Source organism: Companilactobacillus sp. HBUAS56275, from assembly GCF_036913655.1.
GTDB lineage: Bacteria > Bacillota > Bacilli > Lactobacillales > Lactobacillaceae > Companilactobacillus > Companilactobacillus pullicola.
This window is the reverse complement of the sequence record NZ_JAYKKK010000004.1, coordinates 45,438-66,863: the sequence shown is the minus strand read 5'-3', so window position 1 is coordinate 66,863 and position 21,426 is coordinate 45,438. Positions and strand designations below refer to the sequence as shown.

The window sequence follows — 21,426 nt, the reverse complement described above, 5'->3', positions numbered from 1 at the left end:
CGGCTATAATTGTTTCATTTTTATAGAAAGTCGTATAAAGTTAATATTATAGTAAATTAGAAAAACATTAAAAATAAATTAGAGGTTAGCTCATGACTGAAATCAAACATTTTTATGAAACATTTCATCCAGCACACTACGATATCTTTATAGATATTGATCGTGGTGCCAAAACTATTTCTGGTACAAGTAAGATTAATGGTGATGCCATTGAAAAAACTGTCTCAATTAATCAAAAGTACTTGAACATTAAATCCGTTGAGGCTGACGGTGAAGCCGTACCATTCAAAGTTGATGATGAGAACGAAGGAATTCACATTGATCTTAAAAAGACCGGTGAAACAACTTTAACAATTGCTTATGATGCTAAATTAACTGATTCAATGATGGGTATTTATCCTTCATACTACGAATTGAATGGCGAAAAGAAGCAAATCATCGGTACTCAATTTGAAACAACTTTTGCTCGTCAAGCATTCCCATGTGTCGATGAACCTGAAGCTAAGGCTAAATTTGATTTGGCTATCAAGTTCGATGAACAACCTGGCGAAACAATTTTGGCTAATATGCCTGAAATTCGTAACGAAGATGGCGTTCACTACTTTGATACAACTGTTCGTATGTCAACATACCTTATTGCTTTTGCCTTTGGTGATCTTCAATCAAAGAAGACAAAGACTAAGAGTGGTGTAGAAGTTGGTGTCTTCGCTACTAAGGCTCACAAGGCTAAGGAATTGGACTTCACACTTGATATTGCTAAACGTGCAATTGAATTTTATGAAGACTTCTATCAAACACCATATCCACTTCCACATTCATGGCAATTGGCACTTCCTGACTTCTCAGCTGGTGCAATGGAAAACTGGGGACTTGTAACTTATCGTGAAGCTTACTTGTTGCTTGATCCTGACAACACATCAATTGATACCAAGATGTTAGTTGCTACTGTTGTTACTCATGAATTGGCTCACCAATGGTTCGGTGACCTTGTAACTATGAAGTGGTGGGATGACCTCTGGTTAAACGAAAGTTTTGCCAACATGATGGAATATGTTGCGGTTGATGCTATCGAACCTGACTGGCATGTTTGGGAAATGTTCCAAACTTCAGATGTTCCTGCAGCCTTGCAACGTGATGCTACTGATGGTGTTCAATCAGTTCACGTTGAAGTTCAAGATCCAGCTGAAATTGATGCCTTGTTTGATTCAGCTATTGTCTATGCTAAGGGTGCCAGAATGTTAGTTATGGTACGTGCTTTGCTTGGCGACGACAATTTACGTAAAGGCTTGAAATTATACTTCGAAGCTCATAAGTATGGTAATGCCAAGGGTTCTGACTTATGGAGTGCTTTAGGTGAAGCTTCAGGTATGGATGTTGGTAAGATCATGAACTCATGGCTTGAACAACCAGGTTATCCAGTGGTTTCAGCTAGTGTTGTCGATGGCAAACTTACATTGTCACAAGAACAATTCTTTATCGGTGAAGGTAAAGAAGTTGGCCGTCAATGGCAAATTCCTTTGAACGGTAATTACGATGTTGCTCCTAAGATTATGTCTGAAAAGACAATTACATTAGGCGATTACGCAGAATTACGTAAGGAAAATGGTAAACCATTCCGCCTCAATGTTGGTAACAACTCACACTTTGTTGTTAAGTATGACGAAACACTAAAGAAGGATATTTTTGACAATATCGACACTGTTGATACAATTTCTCAACTTGGTTTACTACAAGACCTACGTCTTTTAGCTGATGCTCGTCAAATTTCCTACGCTGACGTTGTGCCAATGCTTGAAGGCTTCTCAGAAAGTACTTCATCAACTGTCACAGCTGCAATGTACCGCATTGCCAATAACTTGAAGAAATTCGTTAAACCTAATACTGATGAAGAAAAAGCTTTGCAAGCCTTCTATGACAAGTTGAGTGCTAAACAAGTTGCTCGTCTTGGCTGGAAACCTGAAGCTGGCGAATCAATCGATGACCAATTGACACGTCCATATGCCTTGAGTGCTGCTTTGTATGCTAAGAATGAAAAAGCTATCGCTGCTGCTCATGATTTATTTGCCGCTAATAAGGATGACTTGGCTAACTTACCAGCTGATATTCGTCTCTTGGTTATCAGAAATGAAGTTAAGAATTATGGTAGTGAAGAATTAGTTAATAGTTTGTTGAACGAGTACAAGACAACTTCTGACCCAAGTTACAAAGATGACTTGTCAGTAGCTATTCCAAGTACAACTGATGACAAATTGATTGCTGAAATTGTTGCTAAGTTTGAAGATGCTGATATTATCAAACCTCAAGATCTACGTGCATGGTATCGTGGTATTTTGAATAATGACGAAGGTCAACAAGCTGCTTGGGATTGGATCAGAAACGACTGGCAATGGTTGGAAGATACTGTCGGTGGCGATATGGAATTTGCTACATTCATCACCGTTACAGCCTATGCTTTCCATACACCAGAACGTTTTGATGAATTCAAGAAGTTCTTTGAACCTAAGATCAACACACCAGGATTGACTCGTGAAATCACAATGGATATCAGTACCATTGAAACAAAGGTTAACTTGGTTGAAGACGAAAAAAATGCTGTTAATGTAGCAATTAAAAATGCTTAAGCTTTTAAGAATAAAACACTTTACAAAGGTCCTAATAACTCAATTTGAGTTGTTGGGGCCTTTTTTTATACGTAAAGCAGTTAAACACATATTATTTTTCTAAAAAATGAACTATCCCGGAAATAAATATGCAATATGTCTAAACATGACATTACATATAAACGATTAGGGTTTATTATATAAGTAGAGTTATAAAATACGATGATGGAATTTGTGAAGGGAGCGATTGGTATCAAAAAGTTATCAATTTTATATGTGGGAATAATCCTATTAGGATTTCTTTTAATATTAAATTTTTCAACAAATAACGCTTATGCTGCCAATCAAGTGCAGATTTCATTGACTAAAGTATTGAGCAACACGGTAGACAATAAGGGTGTAGATCACACTTTGCCCAAAGGTCTAACTAATATCAACGAGTTATTTAATATTCCAACGATTACTAATAATGACACTGAAGTTTTACCTGCAAATACTGGTGATAATAAGGGCAGTGCCGATGTAGCGGTATTAACACAGTATGGTCAAACTAATAAAGTTGGTGCCATTTGGTCAAAAAGGACACAAACTGATACGGCTAAGCAAAATTATATTGATATAAATAAACGTCAGACGATGTCTATGTGGATGTTTTTTGGTGGTGTCGATAGTTTTGGTGGTGCTGATACTGGTGATGGGATGGCCTTTGTTTTACAAAATGTTTCCGACAATGCCTTTACTAATGCAGGTGATACGTCCAAAGTTCCTGGTGAAGCCTTGGGTGTCTGGGGAGCAATTATCTCTCCAATAGATATTTCAATACCATCCTTGGCTAAAACGGCTATTCAAAAGAGTTGGGCGATGGAGTTTGATACCTATCCTAATTTTGGTGATCCTAAAGATACTAAAACCTATGACAGTGATTTTGACCAGTATGTTAATAGTGGTGTTAATCATATTGCCAGTAATTATCCAGCACTAGAATCAACTTATGCGATTGGTGATAGAGGTGCGTATATGAACCATGATAATTTGATTACAAGCATTCCCACTACATCAAGGCCGACAAACTTCTTAACTGATGGTTATTGGCATCATGTCACTTTGACTTGGAATCCAGCTCCTAGTGGTTCTACTGAGGCTACGATGACTTTAAATTATGATGATAAGAATATGGACGGAACACCTAAATTAACCAGTGCCGGTAAAGTGAATACCAAAGTTATGAAAGTTGATACGACTGCTTTTGATCTCAATGGTAGTAATAAACTTTACTGGGGCTTTACAGGTTCAACTGGTTTGAGTTCTGAAAATAATCTAATTATTTTTGAATCAATTCCATCTTTGGTTGAGGCTGATACTACGACTTCAATTATTGATGAAACTTCTGGAAATCGTGAAATAACTGACGCGACAACTGAAGCTCCCAATGCTAATGTAGTTCATCAAGGCGATAAAGTTAGTGTCAATTATGATTTGAATTACCTAACTGGTTCTAAACCTTGGGCAGATATTAATGCAACAATTAAACTTCCCGATAAGATTGATTACAGTAGTGCCTTAATTACCTATACAGATGATGCTGGTAAAACTACTACTGAAACAATTGGTGAATTTAGCGGGATGACTAATAATCAAATCACGCATAAATTGGGACAGTCTCTGTATAAGACCGGAATTAAGTCCGCCAATATCAAATTTGAAGGAACTGTTAATGCTGGTACAACGGCTACAGAAACTGATGTTGCTGCAGCACATGCTAGTTTCTATGGTAATGATCTGCAAAAGGATGTTATGACGAAAGCCTTTGTTATCAAGCAACCAAATAAAATTACTTTAACGAAGACGGGGAAGGATGTCACAACTAGTTTTAATAAGGAAGTTCTATTGAATGGTAAAGTTTCTTACAGTGATAAAACTAAAACAGTTGATCCTTCTAAATTAACCGTTGTTGCCAACGTAAATGGCGAAATTGCCAAAACCTCAATGAATTCAATTCTAGCTAGCGGTTCAACTGATACTTTTGCCTTGCCAGTATCTTCACAACTATTCTCTAATTTGCATGAAGGTGCTAATACGGTGACAATTTATGTTTATAACAATGATGATTACAATGTTTCGGACGTGATTACTTATACGGTAACCATTTCAGGAACGGTTTCTTTATCCGTTAATCCAGAAAGTAATTTTAAGACGACTCAATCATTTGGCAGTGATTCAATCATTCCCAGAGCTGATGATTGGTCGATTGGTGTGACTGATAGTCGTCAAAAGGGTGCTACTTGGAAACTTTATGCTTCCGCAACGCCATTAGTTAATGGAAATAATCAGAGTTGGACAAGTTCTAAAGATGGTGAAAGTTTGATTTTCATCGACAAGTCTGGTGATACCGATAGTTTGGTTAACAATAAAGTTGAAATCAGTGAGGCGGTTAAGAGTCAAACGGATTCTCAAGTCTTTGATGTTGATAATCAATGGTCAAAGGATAACGGAATCCTGTTGGAGCGTAGTTCATTTGAAACTGCCGGTAGGTACACTTCGACGATCACGTGGAACCTTCAAGACAGTATTTAAAGACAAATAATCTAATAAAAAATCACGGTTATTGAGTAATATCTCAAACCGTGATTTTTTTGTCTATGAAAACGGATAAATGAAAAGATAGTTGTTTAAATATATTTTCATTAGATATAACATAAAGATGTTAGATGGTTTTATTAAATTAATAATAGGTATAGGAACTTAGTTCCTATTGAAGTGAATAATAATGAGGAAATTTTTTTTAAAGGCTTTATTTCTGATGGCTGCAACGGGGGCAGTTATTGGAATTGATGAAACCAGAGTTCAAGCTGGTACGTCGCAACAGGATTCTATGACAGAAACACGGGAGGGGCTGGCTAAAGCACCAGATAATCTTGGATTGAATGAGTCACAATTTTTACATGGTGATTTTTCAGGATTTGGGAGTAGTGCTAAGAATAGTGCTATTTTGCAAAACTCAACAATGCATTCAACGGGAACATCTTATGATCCGTTGATGGCAATTAGAATGACTAATTACACCGATCAGGAAGGCGCTATCTGGTCTAATGTTGATAACGGAAATTACGTTAATATCAATAATAAACAGACTTTGTCATGTTGGTTATACTTTGGACCATCACAGCATATTCATAGTGGTGATTCCTTTGGTGATGGGATGGCCTTCGTATTGCAAAACCCAGCTAACGGTGTTTCATCATTCTCTCACAATGGTACAAAAATTGGGACGGGTGAAACCTTAGGAGTTTGGGGCATGGATACTGATAAATCAGTTACATCGACTCAAACAATTGCTGATACAGCCATTCAAGATAGTTGGGCTTTGGAATTTGATACTAATGATAATAAGTCAGGCGTGTTAAACGATGATTTTGATGCTGAAAGTGATATCACAGGGCAACATATTGCTTATGGTTACCCAGGTGATGCTAGTACATATGTCAGACATAAGGCAGATTTAGTAGGTTTAAGTAACTACTACTCTATGAATCATTCTGGTGTTCAAAATATTACAACGTTGCACGATGATAATTGGCATCATTTAACGATTTCGTGGGATCCCACAACATTCAGAATTACTTATAAGTATAATGATAAGAATTTGGATGGGTCTAAGAGTGATACACCTTTAGTATCAACCAGCGATCCAGTTCATGCGACTGAATTTGGTGGAAAGAATGCTATGTCTAATAAGTTGCAGTGGGGCTTCACAGCAACTAGTGGTGCAGCTTATGAGCCTAATTTGATTGCGTTGGAATCTATTCCTTCTTCTGTTGAAGGGACAGTTACTTCGGACATAACTGACAATACACAAAACAAAACATTCTCTGAAACAGATACTAATCGAAATGTTAATTCTGGTGATAGTTTGAGTTTTAATTACCATCTACGTTTTGATAGTGGCGAAAACAAATGGTTAAATGATGTAGCTCAGATCACATTTCCAAGCAATGTTACTTTTACAAACGGTGACGCTAATCAAGTATTAGGTTATGTAACTTACAATGATGGCAGTGATGCTAAAGCTGAGCCAATCTATGCTAGTGAAATTGATAAAGAAACAGGTAGACTAAAACACGGTATAGCTAAAGATTTATATGTCAGTTCTGATGGAACCTATCGACCTTCAGAAGCTACGATTACAATCAATGGTGTTGCTAATGACGTTAAAAGTGATACCGTAGTTAAATCAGTTAGTGCCCATTTTGATAGTGATAATTTGATTACTGATGCTGATACTCCAGATTTTACTATTAAAAAAGCTAAGGCAATCAGCTTAGCTTTGGATCAAAGTAATATTACGGTATCTAATAATAAGGACGCTAATATTACGGGTAAGGTTTCATATGGTGATGGTAGTACCGTCAACAATTCTGATGTCACAGTTCATGAGAATTTGAACGGCAAAGACTTAACTACTTCAACATTGGACAGTAGCGCTGCCAGTGGTACATTGAATCTAAATATTCCTTCAGCTGAGTTGACCCAAACGACTAACGTCTTAAAAGTTTATGTGGAAGATAGCGATGGAAATGTTTCGACAACTTCTACGGTAACGATTACGAAGAAGGGGAGTTTGTCATTGAAGGTCGACGATTATTCATTTGGAACAGTTAATCAGGCGATGGCTTCGATGTTGATTCCTAGAAAAGGCGATTGGAATATTGTCGTTAATGATGGTCGAGAGAATGGGACTAAGACTCCTTGGCGTTTATCGACCTCTACTTCGGGATTGTATAGTGGCGATACTGCTTTTAATGGGAGTCTAATTTTTAAGAATTCCAATGGTTTAGAATTGCCAATAACTAATGACGAAAGTGTTAATATCGCTGACGGTTACAAGAGTGTCGATGGTGAACAAGTTACTAACATCGGTAAATCTTGGAATGAATCCGACGGTATTATGCTCAAATCGAATGGATTTAACTCCAGTGGAAAGTATACTGGAAAGATGAATTGGGTTCTTTCAGAATCCGTTTAAAACAAAAAAAGACTCGAAAACATAGCATATGAGGGCTGACGTTTTCGGGTCTTTTTCCGTGAATGATGATAATACTAGCATTTTTGTTGGTTTTCAAATAATATGCTTGAGTTTATCTTTAGCAAACAAAAAATGCGAAACGTGTTTTGTCACGCTCTCGCATTTTTGTTTAGTTATTATTTCCAAAAATTTGGATGATACTCAAGAACAAGTTGATGAAATCAAGTACCAAATTAACTGAAGCTAGTAAAGCAATAGCACCAAGGCTCTCTGATGTAGCATTGTTTTGATAAATACGTTTGATATTTTGTGAATCAAAAGCAATGTAGAACAAGAAGAGAATGATGATAACACCACTAACCAGCATCATTAAGGCTGTACTCTTGAAGATGAAGAGGTTGATTGCTTCAACCACAATGACTGAAATAAGGCCAATCATTAAGGTACGGCTCCACTTAGTTAAATCTTTCTTGGTAACGAAACCAATAAAAGCTGAAACAACGAAGATAGCTGATGTAACGGTTAATGTTTGGATAATACTTTTAGCTGAGTACATGTAGAAAACTGGAACTCCGATAAATGATAGTGTAAACAGGAATCCTAGGTAACTTAAGAAAGTTAAGAAGTAAGATCTTGTTGCAAAACGTCCACATAAACTAATGAAGCCGATTGGAACACCAATCATTAAGATCATTGAAATAATACGATGATTTGCCATACCTTGGAAAAGGGCCATGGATAAAGCTGTGTTCTTTGCGATTGCTTGCGCACAGATCATCCAAAAAGCAATTCCCAAACCAGTGTATAAGTAAACTAGGGATGTGAATCTAGCCAGACCAGTGGCTTTTACTTTGTCTATACTTTGCATAGTTTCCTCCTTAAAGACTCTATAATTATTGTACAATAGCATAACATTTATTGATATTGGTAGTAAATAATACGGAATTATTATTTTTGTGAAGTATGCCATCCTCCACAACAAGAAAATTTGACTGGAACGCCATGGGCACGACTTGAAACTAATAATTTTGCACTTCGCGCAAAATCATGGATTTCCAAGCTCGGCCTTTCCCTAAGCAATAAATTGCTAAGGGAATCTCATGGCTGAGTCAATTTTCTTGTTGCTCCGGACTAAATCCGGCTTTGTTTATTAATCATTGTAAAATCTAAATACTAAAAAGACAGACTCTATTAAGAGATTCAAGCATATTTGCATGTCTTAAAATACTTAATGGGTCTGTTTTTGGTTTAGGATTTAAAAGTTTCTATTTTAACCATGTAAGATTGGATGGTAACTCTATTCAAGTTTTATTTTTTCTAAATTTTTAGAGAAAAGGGAGAGAAATCTTTCTTAGGACAACTGATTGGTTTCAATTTTTTGTTAAGGTTTCATCCATGATATAAATATCACAAATGTTACATAGTGTGACAAATTGATAAAAAGAAAAACTGGAATCTCTAGTATGTTCTAGAAACTCCAGTTTATTTGTTGTGAAATTATTTTATGCAGCGTTTAAAGCAGCTTCGCTTTTACGCATTTCGATAGCTGTACTCATGTAGACGAATGGTGCGTAAATCAAAGCAGCTACTACAATATTTAGAGCGGCGATGACTCCACCTTGCCAACTAGCGGTTGCGATAACAGCACCGATAATTGGTGGTGTTACCCAAGGCGGCATACTTGTACATGCCGGCATGAAGCCTGATACCGTAGCAAAGTACGCAATACTTACACTGACCATTGGAGCCAAGATGTAAGGTACGAACAAGATTGGATTAAGCACTAATGGTAAACCAAAGGCTAATGGTTCATTGATGTTGAAAATACCTGGTGCTGTTGCTAGTGAAGCAACTGACATATAAGGTTTATTCTTACGTCCAACGATAAAGATAGCAATTAGTAAACCGATTGTTACACCAGTACCACCCATGTTAACAAATGAGTCCATAAATGGTTTGTTAACGATATAAGGAATTTCCTTACCAGCCTTTAAAGCAGCAGCGTTAGCTTGAATAGCTGGAGCATTGATTGTTTGCATGAATGGTTCGATCATGTTGGCACCATGAAGACCAAAGAACCATAAGAATGGTGTGATGAAAGCAATCAATAGGGCAGTTGGATAACTATTAGCCATACCCATAAATGGTACTTGAACGGCCTTATAGAAGGCTGTAACTACGTTTTCGATGTGCATTGCATTTAGTAGCATTGTAACGAAAGCGAAGATTGTAACAGTGAAGATAGCTGGCAATAAAGCCGCGAAGGATTTAGAAACAGCAGGTGGAACTCCATCGGGCATTTTGATGTTGAACTTATCTACGCCAGATAAGCGTTTGAAGATTTCTGTTGAAATCAAACCAACGATCAAAGCGATGAAAAGACCAGCTGAATCCATTCCTTGAGCCCCTCCGACTGCAAAGAATGAAGCTAGTGAAACGATACCGGCAGAAATACTGTCAATATCATAAGTCTTAGCCAAGTTATGAGCGACAAGGAATGAAATTAGAATAGAAAGAATTGCAAAAGTACCATTCCAGATATTTCCCCCGAGAAGTGTCCAGACATAAGAATCGCCCAATTTTTCACTGAAAATTCCATTCATAAAGCTTTGGAATCCAGGAATTGGCAAGTTATTGATCAATACGGCAAAAGCACCAACGATCATTAGTGGCATTGTATATGCGAAAGCATCACGAATGGCAATTAAATGACGTTGATTACCAATTTTAGTAGCAACTGGTAAAAAATGCTTTTCCATGAAAGCAATAAATTTTTTCATTGTTAACCCCCCTTTTTTGAGTATGTTTAATTTATACCATTTTAATGTAAGGGGTTACAACGATATTTGTAACAACTTTTAGTTATCTTTGGCACGTGATAATGAAGAAGTTCTACGAATTAATTTTTCAATAAGGAACATAGCGGGAGTCTGAGAAGTCACATTATCGCTGTCAATCATTTGTTCCGTAGCGTAATAAGTTAAAACGTATTGACTCATTTTGGCAATTGTTGAAGTGGGATTATTTGTAATTGCGATTACCGGAATACCTTGTTTGATGAAGTTAGCAACGTATTTGATCATTACATGATTTTCCCCAGAAACAGAACAGACAATTAAGCAGTAATCATCGGCCTCATCTGGATTAGTTTTAATAATTGGATTATCAATTGGTTCCCGAATCAACAACGACATATTGATCAAACTAGAATAGGTGACTGAACCAAATTCGGCAAGGATACGAGAGGTCCCGGCTCCAATCCAGAGCACGTGCTTACAGTTGACTAAAATTTCAGCTACTTCGTCGATTTTATGGCTGTTATCATTGCTATCGGTTTCCGTAATGGATTGAATAATTTCGTTGGTATCTAAATCGGTTGGATAAGTTTTGGTAAAATTCTTGTTGCCCATGTGTAATTTGAGGCGTGTTTTGAATTCAGACCAACCCACGCATTCAAATTTTTGACAGAAACGCTGGATACTGGCAGTGCTACAATAAGTTTCATCCGCCAGGTCACGAATCCGCATGTAAATAACGTTGTCCATATTTTTAACGATGAATCGATAAATAATCATATCAGTTTCGGTGAGATCAGGAGTGTAATCAAGAAATAACATTTTTTCTACCAGCTTTACATTCGATTAAAAGTTAAATTGTACCTATTAATATAGTACCTTATTCTGTGATGTCATTTTTCGAAATCAACGAAATTATTATGCGATTGCTCACAGTCATTTTAAATCTCTACTATGGTTTATTGAGGGGATTTTTACTTAAGTTTGATTAAATATGTCACCCTCCGCAACAAGTCCGATTGGTCTGGAACGCTGTGGACACTGATTTGAGCCAATTGAAAATCACAATTGTCTCAAATACAGGTCTTTTACTAAGTGGGAAACCCACCAAGTAAAATTTCACGGCTGAGACCAATCGGACTTGTTACTCCAGGTTAAATAGAGGTCCTATTTAATATTCATTTCTCTAAATTTGAAAAATAGCGTCTATTTAGAATTCCACGATTTTTTTGAGAAAATTCTAAGTAGGCGCTATTAAATTCCAAATTCAAAAATTTTATATTGACTGGAATTAAGAGAGAATCATTGGAAGTCATCGGATTCAATCTTTTTTTTCAAAATAATACTTTTATCATGTCGAAAGGCACTAGGACTCATTCCATAGAATTTGTGGAATGCCTTACTAAAGTTGAAAGGATCTTTATAGCCTACAGAGTAAGATATTTCAGCAATTCCATAGTTACTATTCAAAAGGAGTAAACGGCTTTTTTTCATACGTAACTCTAAAATGAAATTTTGTGGAGACTTGTCGATGGTTTCTTTGAAAATACGATGTAAATAAGTACGGTTTATATCTAAATTTTCAGCTAACTGATTAATAGAAATATCGGTATCGTAATTACTTTCAATAAATTGACAAGCTTGTTTGAAGATCTGATTTTTAGTTGAAATACGATTGTTTTGTTTAGGGTATTCGCTAATTAGTAAATAAAGTAGTTTGTACGTTTCCGCGAGCATTAGTAAATCATTTGGAAATAGATCTGAATTATGAGAGAGGACTGATAAATGTAAGAATTGATCAATGAATTTTGAATTCTTTTTTAAAGTTAATGTGTAATTATCCATTAAAGTACTTCTACGCAAGTAGTCATCCACTTGTGTACCGCTTAAACCAATCCAAATATATTCCCATGGATCATTTTTATCAGAAAAGTAACTAACAGGGATTCCGCGGGGAATAATAAAACAATCATTCTTTGATAAATGGTAAGTATGGCCTTTAATTTGAAAGTCGCCGTGACCACTTAGGATGTAATGTAAAACGTAATTGTTCTTAATAGTAAATTTATTTGTGGCACCATCACCCATAGCCTGACCACAGAAATCAAAATTAACCTCGAATTGAACTTTGTTAAATTCAAAAAAATTTAATTGATTACCATGCATAATTTATTCCTCAAAGATTTTTGTCTACATTTTACCATGTATTGTCTACATCTAACAATTTCTAATCGTTAGTGGTGTTGGTACAATCAATTTATAAAGTTAAGCGCTTACAAATAAGGAGTATTAAGAATATGACAGATAAACAATTTTTTTGGGGCAATTCAGTCTCAAGTATGCAAACTGAAGGAGCCTGGAATGAGGACGGTAAAGGAATGTCGGTTTACGATATCCGAGAGGCCGGTGAAAATAGGTCAGACTGGAGAGTAGCCACTGACGATTATCATCGTTATAAAGAGGATTTTGATTATATGCAAGACTTGGGAATGAACATGTATAGATTCCAAATCTCATGGTCACGAGTAAATCCTAATGGTGATGGTGACTTTAATCAAAAGGGTATCCAATTTTACGACGACTTTATTGATGGACTTTTGGAACGTGGTATTACGCCAATGATATGCTTGTATCATTTTGACATGCCATTACATCTGGCTAAGAAATATAATGGCTTTGTCAGTCGAGAAGTTATGGAAGCGTTTGTCCGTTTCGCTAAAAGGATGATTGATCATTTCTCCGGAAAAGTGAAGTATTGGTTAACTTTTAACGAACAAAATCTATTTCATATGAGTGGAGCCTTTCAGGGAGCTGGATATCTAGATGGTGACCGAAGTTTAACGGAGTTATATAAGATTCAACATCATATGATGTTAGCTCATGCAATTATTTCAAATTATATTCATGAAAATACAGATGCACAAATCGGTGGTATGTTGGCGTATATGGAAATATACCCAGCCACAAGTAAACCTAAGGATGTTTTTTACGCCGAGAAGGCAGATGAATTTTACAACAAAAATCTATTACGATGTTTTTCTGAAGGTGAATACTCAGATGAAGTTCTTAAAGAAATGGGACGTTTTGGAATAAAAGATGTTATTAGAGATGGTGATTTAGATATTATGTCTCGAATGAAAAGTGATTGGATTGCCTTTAGTTACTATCAATCAGCAGTTTTAAATGCTGATGAATTAAACGATGATATTCCAGTATCTAAATACATGGATATTGGCTCAGTGAGGAATCCTTATTTGAAGGCAACTGAGTGGAATTGGCAAATTGATCCAATGGGATTTAGAACAGCTTTAGTCAAATTGCATTCGCAAACTGGTTTGCCTATTTTTCCGATTGAGAACGGAATTGGCGTAATTGAGAAGTGGGATGGAGAAAATCCAATTGATGATCTTTATAGAATTGAATATCATCACGATCATATTAAGGCAATGCAAGATGCAATGAATATAGATGGAGTACCAATCTTGGGATACCTTGGTTGGGGTTTAATTGATATTCTCAGTTCTCAAGGAGATATGCGTAAGCGTTATGGAGTTGTTTATGTAAATCGTGATAATCATGATTTAAAGGATTTAAAACGAGTTCCAAAGCGTAGCTACTATTGGTTAAAGAAAGTTATTAGTTCAAATGGAAAAGATTTAGAAATTGAAAATTAAAGGAGGAATTGAAGATGCTCGAAAAAAATTCTGCTGCTGATAGAAGTTCTAAATTTCAGGACAAAATGGTAGAAATTGGTGCTAAAGTTGGAAATCAGATTCATCTTCGTTCATTACGTGATGGAATGTCAGTTTTAATGCCATTATTCATTCTTGCTGGTCTTGGAGTATTAATAAATTTTGTTGTGATTCCTTATAGTGTTGGTGGTTTGAAAGGAATATTAAATATCTCTAATCCCGATGCGGTAATTGCTAAAATGCAAATATGGGGATCTACTATTTCTAGAGGTACTTTGGATGTTACTGGGCTATTGATGGCACCTTGTATTGGCTATGCAATGGCTAAGAATCGTGGGTTTTCCAATCCGCTCTCGGCTTCGGTTATAGCTTTGGTTTCATTGATTACATTATTGCCTTTAACTGTTAGCATTGTTCCTAACGGTAAGAAGATTGCTGTTGATATTGGTGGTGTTTTAACTACTAATGACCTTGGGTCTAAGGCCATGATTGCAGGAATTATCGTAGGTTTATTGTCAGCTGAGATATTTGTTAAATTAACTAAAATCAAAAAGATGAAAGTTAACTTAGGACCAGGAGTACCACCTATGGTTGCTGAAGCTTTCTCAAGTATGTTTCCAGCAATGATAACGATTAGTATTTTTGCTTTGATTTCTGCTATTTTACAAGGTTTTTTCAATACAGATTTAATTACTTTAATTGTAACGGTGATTCAAACACCATTGCGTTCTATTACAACCAGTTTGGCAGGCTACTTGTTCCTTTATTCATCAGGTAATTTATTATTCACAATAGGAATTCATCAATCAGTTATTACAGGAACATTCACTGATCCATTTCTCTTGATTAACCAAAATGAAAACATGGCAGCATTTGCTAGTCATGGACATGTTCCTAATATTATTACAACGGCCTTCCAAATTGTTTACCCACAAATGGGTGGTACTGGCGCAACAATTTCATTACTTTTAGCAATTTTTCTATTTTCAAGATATAAGGCCAGTCGTGATTTGGGTAAATTGGCACTAGCACCAGGAATGTTTGAAATTAATGAACCAATTATCTTTGGTTTCCCAATTATTTATAATTTACCAATGATCATTCCATTTATTCTTCTACCTATTTTTAATGCATTAGTGGGTTACTTTGCTACAAGTATTGGTTTAGTATCTAAGACAGTAGTAATGGTTCCATGGGTAACACCTCCAATTATTAGTGGCTTTTTAGCAACGGCTGGTGACTGGCGGACACCTATTTTACAGGTAATTTTGATTGTGGCTGGTGCCTTCATTTATCTTCCATTTATGCGAGTTAGTGAGGCTGTTTCGATGAAGTTAGCTCAGGAAAAACAGGAGAAAGAAGATCTAGAAAAGGCAGTAGTTGAATAAAAAGCAAAATGTAGAAGGGATACTGACAATGGCAATTTTAATAAATGAAGATAAAAAATTATTTACGCTTCAAACGCGAAATAGTACCTATCAAATGAAAGTAGGTAATTTTGGCTATCTTTATCATCTTTATTATGGAAAAAGAGTTGATCATCAAGATCTTTCTTACTTGCTCTACGATGGTCCTTCACACTTTGCACCATATCCTTACGAATCAACGAACCGAGTTGGTTCTCTAACTTTAATGCCTCAGGAATTCCCAACTGTGGGAACGGGCGACTTGGGTAGTGTGGCTCTGGATGTTGAGAATGCTGACGGTACTCGAATTATTGATCTGAAATATAAAGGTTACGAAGTTTTAGATGGAAAGTACAGTTTGACTGAATTGCCCTCATTTTATGCACATGACAATGACGCTCAGACTTTGAAAATCACCTTGGTGGATGTCGTTTCCGATATTGAAGTGGAACTCTATTATGGCGTATTTGAAGATAAAGATGTCATCACTCGAGCAGCCGTGATCAGTAACCTTAGTGAAAATGCAATCCAGCTTAAAAAAGCTCAATCCCTATCACTCGATCTTATTTCTGGTCAGTATGATTTAATCCATTTCCACGGTCGCTGGGCAGATGAACGTAATTTTGAAAGAGTCCCTTTGACTCATAATGTAACGACTTTTGGATCAAACTATGGCATATCGAGTGCTAAAGAAAATCCTGGATTCATTCTGCTAGATAAAAATACTACTGAAGAAAATGGCAACTGTTACGGATTTAATCTAGTTTATAGCGGCAATTTTCAAGCAACTGCTGAATTGGGTACCTTGGGTCAGAGCCGAGTTACGTTGGGGTTAGGTGATAACGAATTCTCATGGAAATTAGATCCGGGTGCTATGTTTGAAGTTCCCGAAGCCGTGATGAGTTTTTCTAGTGAAGGGTTAACGCAACTATCACATAATTTTCACGATGCTATTAGAGAAAATCTTTGTCGAAGTAGATACATCAGTGGACCACGACCAGTTTTGATCAATAACTGGGAAGCAACCTATTTTGACTTCACTGGCAAGAAATTATTAGAAATAGCGACTGCAGCTAAAGATATTGGTGCTGATCTTTTTGTTATGGACGATGGCTGGTTTGGTAAACGTTCAGACGATAATAGTTCTTTGGGCGATTGGTTTGTGAATGAACAGAAACTTGGATGCTCACTTAATGAGCTGGTATCCAAGGTCAATGCTTTAGGAATGGAATTTGGAATCTGGTTTGAACCGGAAATGGTCAATGAAGATAGTGAACTCTACAATGCCCATCCGGACTGGGTTTTGAATTTCCCTCACCGAAGACCATTGTTGAGTCGTGGTCAGATGGTTTTAGATATGTCGAATGAAGCAGTTCAAGATTATCTGTTTGATCGTATCTCTAATGTGCTGGATAGTGCCAATGTTAGCTATATTAAATGGGACATGAACCGTCCAATTACCGAGTGGTACTCCAAAGACTTGGCCGATAAACGACAAGGTGAACTCCAACATCGCTATGTTCTAGGACTTTATAAGTTATTAGGACGACTTACCCGGAGATATCCGGATGTTTTATTTGAAGGTTGTTCCAGCGGTGGAGCTCGATTTGATTTAGGAATGCTAGCTTATGAACCACAGATTTGGACCTCCGATAATACAGACGCTATCAATCGTTTGAAAATTCAGTATGGGACGAGTTTCTTCTATCCTATATCAACGATGGGTTCACATATTTCAGCCAGTCCTAATCACCAAAATGGACGAATAACACCATTTGAAACTAGAGCTAGTGTTGCGATGGCGGGAACGTTTGGCTATGAGTTAGATGTTACTAAGATGAGTGATGCGGACAAAAAACAGGCTAAAACTTATACTGATTTTTACAAAAAGATTCAAAAGATGACTTTCAACGGCGATTATTATCGTTTGGCCAGTCCTTTTGATCGAAATAGTGACATTGTCGCTTGGCAAATTGTTGCTAAGGATAGGTCGCAGAGCCTTGTTACTGTTGTGGCGACTGATGTTGTTGGCAATCCACCGTTCGTCTATATTAAATTACGTGGTTTGAAGGCCAATGCTAAGTATAAAATTCAGAATAATATTTATAGCGGCGATGCCTTAATGAATGCTGGATTAAAATTAACGCAGCCCAAAGGTAACTATCCTTCGGAACAGATTTATATTGAAGAAGTGAACGGCAAATAGTTTAAAAACAAAGAACTCAGTAACTTGGTCATAAGTTATTGGGTTCTTTTTGACCACTTGAGTTCAAAAAGTGACCGCATAAACCGATACTATATACATCAGATTGGGGATGTGGTGTAATACATCTAACGAAAGGGTTGTTCGATGTGAAAATAAAAGTAGATATTTCGCCGCAATACTCGGAAAAAGAGATTGTGATACATGCGAATAAAAATGATGATGAAGTTCAAGAAATCTTACATAACATCAAAGAGATTGAGACTAAATTTCACAGTTTAAATGGTTATTTGGATGAGACTGTCTATTCGTTGCAGCTCAAGAATATTCTGTTTTTTGAGACGAACGATCGAAATGTCTATGCCCACACTAAAGACAACGCCTTTTTGATTCATTATCGGTTGTACGAATTGGAACAGAATTTACCGGATAACTTTTTACGAATCTCTAAGTCGGCAATTTTAAATGTTGACGAGATTTTGTCACTGACTCGATCGGTGACTGGTAATGTTGTTCAGTTTCGAGATTCTTACAAGCAGATTTATGTTTCAAGACGATTTTTGAAAAAATTGAAAATCAAATTAAATCAAAGGAAGTTTTAACTATGAGAAATAGAAATGGGATCTTTTGGGGATTATTTCTGTTACTGAGTGCCGCCATTCTTGTTGTCAGCCAGTTACACTTAATCACTTACACGTTTAGTTTTTGGACAGTAGTCGCAACTATTTTTTTAGCTGCAGTTTTAATTAAAAGTTTAGTATACTTTTCAATTTCGGGGACAGTCTTTTCCTTGGCGTTCTTGGGAATTCTGTATGCGAAACCTTTAGGAATCACAGCCATCGTACCTTGGACGATTTTAGGGGCAGCATTGTTGATAACTATTGGTTTATCAATGATTTTGAATCCCTTTTTAAGAAAGCATCGTCCTTGGATGAATTATAGTAAGGGGTATACCAGAGGTCATCATGGTCCTTTTTTTAACTTTGACTACAGCTCTGAACCTGATATGAAAACTATCGATGAGCCGGATGTCGATGTGTATGTCAAAATGGGAAACAGTGTTAGATATGTGAAATCAGATGACTTCAAAACCGCCAATATCAACGTTAATATGGGTGAGGCAAAAGTTTATTTTGATCACGTAACCGTTAAAGATACGGCGATTATTAATGTCAATGTTTCTCTAGGCGGTGCTGAATTATACATCCCAAGTAATTGGAACGTTATCAAAGGTGTTAATAACAGTATGGGAAATATCACAGAAGCTGGCGTTCGTAATGTTGGTGAAGATAGTCCCGATGTTACAATTTCAGGATTAGTTTCTCTGGGAAATTTAAAAATTAGTTATATTTAGAAATAGAGTCGCAAATTTGCGACTCTATTTTCGTAAAACGGCAAAATATTAAAATAGAAAATCAGAACCAAGCGTCTATTTTTCAAAAATGTTAATCTAATATCATAAATGAATGACAAATAGGGGCAAACAGATGGAAAACTTCACGGTCTACAACGAAACGATTGACGAGTTACCGATTATCATAGATTTTCCTCACAGTGGGACATGGCTTCCCGACGAGGTTCGAAAAAAAGTTATTCCTGGCCGATTATTACCCAATGTTGATTGGTTCTTGCCAGACCTATATAACTTTTTACCACAGAATGGTTTTACAACATTGCAGAATAATGTGCATCGATATGTAGCAGATCCCAATCGTAGCCTGGGAATGATCAATCCTAAGGGGGATTATCGTTACGAGGTTGTTTACAGTAAGACGACTTTTGATAAGCCAATATATCAGAAAACATTATCACCAGATGAAGTCTATCAACGGATCGAAACTTTTTATAATCCTTATCACCATCAGTTGCAAAAATTAATTGATCATAAACTAGAGAAATTTGAAAAAGTATATTTATTCGATCTACATAGCTACGCAGAATATCCACACGAAGACGTCAAAACAGATGATGTAGTACTTGGCAATCGGTTTGATAAGACCTCTGATAGTAAATTACGTGAATTTATGACAGAGCAGTTCAATCAAAAGGGATATTCAGTATCCAACAATCATCCTTTTTCAGGAGGATATATCACTCCTCATTACGGTCAAAATCCTCGAGTAGAATCGATGCAAATTGAATTAGCATATCACATGTACGTTGAAAATCGTTATTTTGGTGAAGAAGAGCTTACAGGAGTTGATGTAGGGACATTCACAACTGCTAAAAATAGTCTGCAAAGTATCTTTATGGAATTACTCAATTACATTTTTTCTAAATAAAAATGCTCGTATTCTGTGTAATAACAGAGTACGGGCATTATTTTTATAGTAAGTGAATATTGTTTTCTTCGCATTTCTCACGTAAATCTTCAGGCCAAACAGCGGCTTGAACTTCACCAACGTGAGCTTTACCAAGTAACAACATGCAAAGACGTGATTGTCCAATACCACCACCGATTGTGTAAGGTAGTTCGCCGTTCAATAAAGCTTGGTGGAATGGCAATTTAGCACGATCTTCAGCGTGAGCCATCTTTAATTGTTCCTTCATTGATTCTTCAGAAACACGGATACCCATACTTGAGATTTCTAGGGCATGTTGTAGAGGTTCATACCAGAACAAGATATCGCCATTTAATTTCCAGTCATCATAATCAGGAGCACGACCGTCATGACGCTTGCCACTCTTCATAGGTCCACCGATTTGCATTAAGAAGACACAACCAAGTTCCTTACAAATAGCGTCTTCACGTTCTTTAGGTGTCTTATCAGGCCAGCGGTCTTCTAACTCTTGAGTTGTAACGAAGTGAATTTCGTCAGGTAGGTGATGAACGGCCTTAGGGAATTTGTACCAAACTTCATGTTCCATATGTTTGATAACTTTGAAAATTGTACGAACGGTGTTTTCCAAAGTTTCAGTTGTACGTTCATCTTTGGCAATGATTTTTTCCCAGTCCCATTGATCGACGTAGATTGAGTGAATGTTGTCGAGGTCTTCGTCTTTTCTGATGGCATTCATGTTAGTGTAAATACCTTCGTGCATATCGAAGTGATAACGTTTCAAAGCTAGACGTTTCCATTTTGCTAGAGAGTGAACGATTTCAATAGTTTCGCCAGGAATACCTTTCATTGTGAAGGAAACTGGTGACTCGACACCGTTAAGATTATCGTTTAAACCAGTGCCTTTTTCGACCATCATAGGTGCGGACAGACGAGACAGGTTTAGTTCCTTACCGAATTCATCTTGAAAAGTTTCACGAATGTATTGAATAGCTTTTTGTGTTTCTTTAACAGATAGTTTAGGATCGTAATCCTTAGGTATAATTAAGTCCATTTTAGTTTCCTCCAATTGTTTCTCATTTATGCAAAATAAAAAAGTCTTTCATCGCAGTTATTAAATTAATAATAACTGGGACGAAAGACTTTTCGCGGTACCACCCAAGTTGCCTATATAAAAATAGACCACCTCAATAAGAGCACAAACATGCTCCACCGATGGTAACGTACCGGTTAACGTCTGTACTTACTTTGACATGGTCATTTCAGCCAGAAACATAAGAAAGTGTTATTCGGAATTTCCATTTACTAGTTGGGTTCTCACCAATCCCAATTCACTGTTAGTGTGGAAAAACTTACTCTTCTTTCTTGTCGTTTTTTATCTTGTGACACTTATATTAGCATTAAATTTGAAAATGTAAAATAAAAATT

Annotated in this window: 14 protein-coding genes and 1 other annotated feature; of the genes, 9 read left to right on the top strand and 5 right to left on the bottom strand. The window is 36.5% G+C overall.

The window, feature by feature from the left end:
• The first annotated feature begins 92 nt into the window (after positions 1 to 92).
• From U8526_RS08790 to U8526_RS08780, 3 genes are all read left to right on the top strand, one after another.
• On the top strand, positions 93 to 2,621 hold the full coding sequence (locus tag U8526_RS08790; protein ID WP_334341591.1) for a M1 family metallopeptidase: 2,529 nt from the start codon (positions 93 to 95) through the stop codon (positions 2,619 to 2,621).
• Positions 2,622 to 2,822: 201 nt separating this feature from the next.
• Positions 2,823 to 5,174: a hypothetical protein gene (locus tag U8526_RS08785; RefSeq protein WP_334341590.1), complete on the top strand. Its 2,352-nt coding sequence runs from the start codon at positions 2,823 to 2,825 to the stop codon at positions 5,172 to 5,174.
• 193 nt (positions 5,175 to 5,367) lie between these two features.
• Positions 5,368 to 7,623 carry a hypothetical protein gene (locus U8526_RS08780; RefSeq protein WP_334341589.1) on the top strand — a complete coding sequence of 752 codons (2,256 nt, stop codon included), beginning with the start codon at positions 5,368 to 5,370 and terminating at the stop codon, positions 7,621 to 7,623.
• Positions 7,624 to 7,792: 169 nt separating this feature from the next.
• On the opposite strand, the gene U8526_RS08775 is transcribed toward U8526_RS08780, so the two are convergent.
• The 4 genes from U8526_RS08775 to U8526_RS08760 form a co-directional block, all read right to left on the bottom strand.
• Positions 7,793 to 8,491 carry a Bax inhibitor-1/YccA family protein gene (locus tag U8526_RS08775; RefSeq protein WP_334341588.1) on the bottom strand — a complete coding sequence of 233 codons (699 nt, stop codon included), beginning with the start codon at positions 8,489 to 8,491 and terminating at the stop codon, positions 7,793 to 7,795.
• A 634-nt stretch (positions 8,492 to 9,125) separates the two neighbouring features.
• The gene (locus tag U8526_RS08770; protein ID WP_334341587.1) at positions 9,126 to 10,403 is read right to left on the bottom strand and encodes a PTS sugar transporter subunit IIC; all 1,278 of its coding nucleotides are present in this window, start codon (positions 10,401 to 10,403) and stop codon (positions 9,126 to 9,128) included.
• A 78-nt stretch (positions 10,404 to 10,481) separates the two neighbouring features.
• Complete coding sequence (locus tag U8526_RS08765) at positions 10,482 to 11,240, bottom strand: MurR/RpiR family transcriptional regulator (protein ID WP_334341586.1); 759 nt, start codon at positions 11,238 to 11,240, stop codon at positions 10,482 to 10,484.
• Between the two features lie 480 nt (positions 11,241 to 11,720).
• Positions 11,721 to 12,584 (bottom strand): AraC family transcriptional regulator, encoded by an 864-nt coding sequence (locus U8526_RS08760; RefSeq protein ID WP_334341585.1) that lies wholly within the window; start codon positions 12,582 to 12,584, stop codon positions 11,721 to 11,723.
• A 131-nt stretch (positions 12,585 to 12,715) separates the two neighbouring features.
• Here U8526_RS08760 and U8526_RS08755 point away from each other — a divergent pair, with 131 nt between their 5' ends.
• The 6 genes from U8526_RS08755 to U8526_RS08730 all read left to right on the top strand — a co-directional run bounded on the left by U8526_RS08755 (position 12,716) and on the right by U8526_RS08730 (position 20,001).
• Positions 12,716 to 14,092 (top strand): glycoside hydrolase family 1 protein, encoded by a 1,377-nt coding sequence (locus tag U8526_RS08755; RefSeq protein WP_334341584.1) that lies wholly within the window; start codon positions 12,716 to 12,718, stop codon positions 14,090 to 14,092.
• 14 nt (positions 14,093 to 14,106) lie between these two features.
• A complete protein-coding gene (locus tag U8526_RS08750; RefSeq protein ID WP_334341583.1) occupies positions 14,107 to 15,498 on the top strand; it encodes a PTS sugar transporter subunit IIC in 1,392 nt (463 codons plus the stop codon).
• A 28-nt stretch (positions 15,499 to 15,526) separates the two neighbouring features.
• Positions 15,527 to 17,722 (top strand): alpha-galactosidase, encoded by a 2,196-nt coding sequence (locus U8526_RS08745; RefSeq protein ID WP_334341582.1) that lies wholly within the window; start codon positions 15,527 to 15,529, stop codon positions 17,720 to 17,722.
• 146 nt (positions 17,723 to 17,868) lie between these two features.
• Positions 17,869 to 18,321: a LytTR family DNA-binding domain-containing protein gene (locus U8526_RS08740; protein ID WP_334341581.1), complete on the top strand. Its 453-nt coding sequence runs from the start codon at positions 17,869 to 17,871 to the stop codon at positions 18,319 to 18,321.
• Between the two features lie 2 nt (positions 18,322 to 18,323).
• Positions 18,324 to 19,073: a LiaF transmembrane domain-containing protein gene (locus U8526_RS08735; protein ID WP_334341580.1), complete on the top strand. Its 750-nt coding sequence runs from the start codon at positions 18,324 to 18,326 to the stop codon at positions 19,071 to 19,073.
• A 133-nt stretch (positions 19,074 to 19,206) separates the two neighbouring features.
• Positions 19,207 to 20,001, top strand: coding sequence for an N-formylglutamate amidohydrolase (locus U8526_RS08730; protein WP_334341579.1), 795 nt, complete (start codon positions 19,207 to 19,209; stop codon positions 19,999 to 20,001).
• Between the two features lie 43 nt (positions 20,002 to 20,044).
• On the opposite strand, the gene asnA is transcribed toward U8526_RS08730, so the two are convergent.
• Positions 20,045 to 21,052 (bottom strand): aspartate--ammonia ligase, encoded by a 1,008-nt coding sequence (gene asnA, locus U8526_RS08725; RefSeq protein WP_334341578.1) that lies wholly within the window; start codon positions 21,050 to 21,052, stop codon positions 20,045 to 20,047.
• Positions 21,053 to 21,125: 73 nt separating this feature from the next.
• Positions 21,126 to 21,376 (bottom strand) — a binding site (T-box leader).
• Between the last annotated feature and the right edge of the window lie 50 nt (positions 21,377 to 21,426).